The following is a 2,591-nucleotide window of genomic DNA, read 5'->3' on the forward strand; positions in this document are numbered from 1 at the left end:
GTGTTGACCAGACGCATGACCGGCATCGTCATCGGGTCGATGGTCTCACCTTGCGCGGCGAACTCGTCGGCGACCAGAGCGGCGGCTTTTTCGGTCGGCAGCACCAGCAGCGCCTTGCCCGGCGTGCGAACCGGCTTGCCATCGAGATGAACGGCAAAACCAGCTTCGGCCGGGGCGACCGAAACGGCTTTGTAGAAGCGTTTCGGTCGCTGCGTCTTCATCTGGATTTGGGCACGGCGTACCGGATCCGGGTCGGACAGCTGCTTTCCCGCTTCGAGGTCGTTGAGAATATCGCGCATGCCGGAGCCTTTCATCCGGGGATCTGTTTTCGGGCCGGCCGATTCACGATGATCAGACCGGCTGCGATGAGGCCGAGTGCCAGGAAAATACGGATGGTCAGCGGCTCGTTCAAGAAGATGGCGCCGCACAGCACGCCGAACACCGGCGACAGGAAGGTAAAACTCGACAGGCCCGATGCCGGATAGCGCCGCAGCAGCCAGAACCAAAGCACATAGGTGAAGGCGACGATGTAGACCGCCTGGAAAAGCAAGGCCAAGGTCGGTAAAGCGGCGAAGTCGCGGACGGGCGGCCCGGCGGAAGGCAGCACCAAGGCGCCTACAATCGCAGCGCCGGCCAGCTGGTAGAGCAACAACTTCTCGGCGCTGGTTTCCGCCAATTTCGTGCGCTTGATGACGATGTAGGTCAGGGCCCAGAGTATGCCGGCGCCGAGACTAAGCAAATCACCAATCAGAGTCGCACCATTATCGGCGCTCAACTGGTCGGAGAACACCGCGACCAATCCGGCGAAAGCGAGCAGAAGGCCGACGAGCCGGCGCGCGGTGATGCGTTCGTTCAGCAGGAAATGCCCGCCGACCAGTACCCAGAACGGCATGGTGTTGACCAGCAAGGTGTTGCGCGCGACGGTCGTCTGTTCGAGCCCGACATAGAGAAACAGGAACTCGAGACCAAAAAGCGCGCCTGCCAGAAAGCCGGCGACAAGTGTTCCGTCGCGGCTGAAAAGCGCAATGCCGCGCCAGCGGCACCAGGCGAGGACGCACAGCCCACCGATGACCGACCGTGCGATCGACAGGAAAACGGGATCGTAGCCGGCATAGGAGATCTTGGCGGCGACGTAGTTCAGCCCCCAGGAAAAGGTCAGCCCGACCATGATGGCGGCGGCGGCCATGTCGACCCTGTCGCGGCGGTCGAGCGTATCGGTGGCCACACCCACTGGAACTAGTCCTCCGCGCTGGCGTCGTCGAAGCCGATCAGGTTCCAGCTCTGGTGCATGTGCGGCGGCATCGGTGCGGTGACGTCGATAAAACCCTTGTCGGGATGCGGGATGACGATGCGGCGCGCGTGCAGATGCAAGCGGTTCTGCATACCGCCGGGAAAATCCCAATTGGTGTCGGCCTCGAAATATTTGGGATCGCCGATGATCGGGCAGCCGATGTGAGCGGCATGGACGCGAAGCTGGTGGGTGCGGCCGGTGTAAGGCTCCATCTCCAGCCAGGACAGGGTCTGCGCCGCCTGCTCGACGAGCCGGTAATAAGACACCGCGTGGTCGGCGCCCTTTTCGCCATGCTTGGCGACGCGCACCCGGTCGCCGTCGGGCGTCGGCTCCTTGATCAGCCAGGTCGAGATCTTGTCCTCGCGCTTCGGCGGCACGCCCTTGACAAGCGCCCAGTAGGTCTTCTTGGTCTCACGCGCCCGGAACGCCTCGGCAAGCTTCATGGCGGCGAGCCTGGTGCGGGCGACGACCAGCACGCCTGACGTGTCGCGGTCGAGCCGGTGAACCAGACGCGGTTTCTCACCCTTCTGGCTGCGCCAGGCTTCCAGCATGTCATCGACATTGCGGGTGACGCCCGAACCGCCCTGAACGGCGAGGCCGGCCGGCTTGTTGAAGACAAACACTTTCGGATCTTCGTGGATCAGCATCTTGGCCAGAACGTCGGCGTCGCCCTGGTTGCGGATTGAGTGACCGGTGAGCGGGCTCTCGCCCTTCTTGTCGACTTCGAGCGGCGGGATACGAACCGTCTGGCCCGGCTCGACGCGGGTATCGGCCTTCACCCTGCCGCCATCGACACGGATCTGGCCGGAGCGCAGCAGTTTTTGCAGATGGCCGAAGCCAAGACCCGGAAAATGGGTCTTGAACCAGCGGTCGAGCCGCATGCCGGCCTCGCCGGCCTCCACCGTGATCTGTTCTACGCCTGCCATTGCTCGTTTTTACCCGTTTCCAGCGCATGACCTGAAATCGATTTTCGGAAAAGGATCATGGGCAAAATCAAAAAGCTACAACGTCCTTTGCGCGTTCCAAGGGACACGCGGTGCTGTAAGCGGGGGCAATAGCATTAAGGCAGGCTTCTTGCGAGCCAAAGACCCAGAAACAGGGCAATGATCGCGCCAATCAGGCTGGCAAGGGCATATCCGAACGCCGGCAGCGTCGCGCCGCGCTCCCACAGCGTCGCGAAGTCGAGCGAAAACGCGGAGAAGGTGGTGAAGCCGCCGAGGATGCCGGTGGCGACGAACAGCCGAAGCTCGTTCGATCCGCCGTAGCGCCGCGCCAGGGTCGTGATGAACAGGCCCATGGC

At 62.8% G+C, this 2,591-nt stretch carries 4 protein-coding genes; all 4 read right to left on the minus strand.

Annotated elements, in window-relative coordinates; translation table 11 throughout:
* Positions 1-299: ATP12 family protein (locus EOA85_RS32405; protein WP_281033820.1), on the minus strand; the 299-nt coding region annotated here is incomplete at its 3' end.
* An 11-nt stretch (positions 300-310) separates the two neighbouring features.
* Positions 311-1,186, minus strand: a complete 876-nt coding sequence (locus EOA85_RS32410; protein WP_164760031.1) for a DMT family transporter — start codon at positions 1,184-1,186, stop codon at positions 311-313.
* 50 nt (positions 1,187-1,236) lie between these two features.
* On the minus strand, positions 1,237-2,217 hold the full coding sequence (locus EOA85_RS32415) for an RluA family pseudouridine synthase (RefSeq protein ID WP_127212440.1): 981 nt from the start codon (positions 2,215-2,217) through the stop codon (positions 1,237-1,239).
* Between the two features lie 134 nt (positions 2,218-2,351).
* Positions 2,352-2,591 (minus strand): CrcB family protein (locus EOA85_RS32420; RefSeq protein WP_206523419.1); only part of this gene is annotated, 240 nt, incomplete at its 5' end.

This window comes from Mesorhizobium sp. M5C.F.Ca.IN.020.29.1.1 (assembly GCF_003997375.1).
In the GTDB taxonomy this organism is placed as follows: Bacteria; Pseudomonadota; Alphaproteobacteria; order Rhizobiales; family Rhizobiaceae; genus Mesorhizobium; species Mesorhizobium wenxiniae.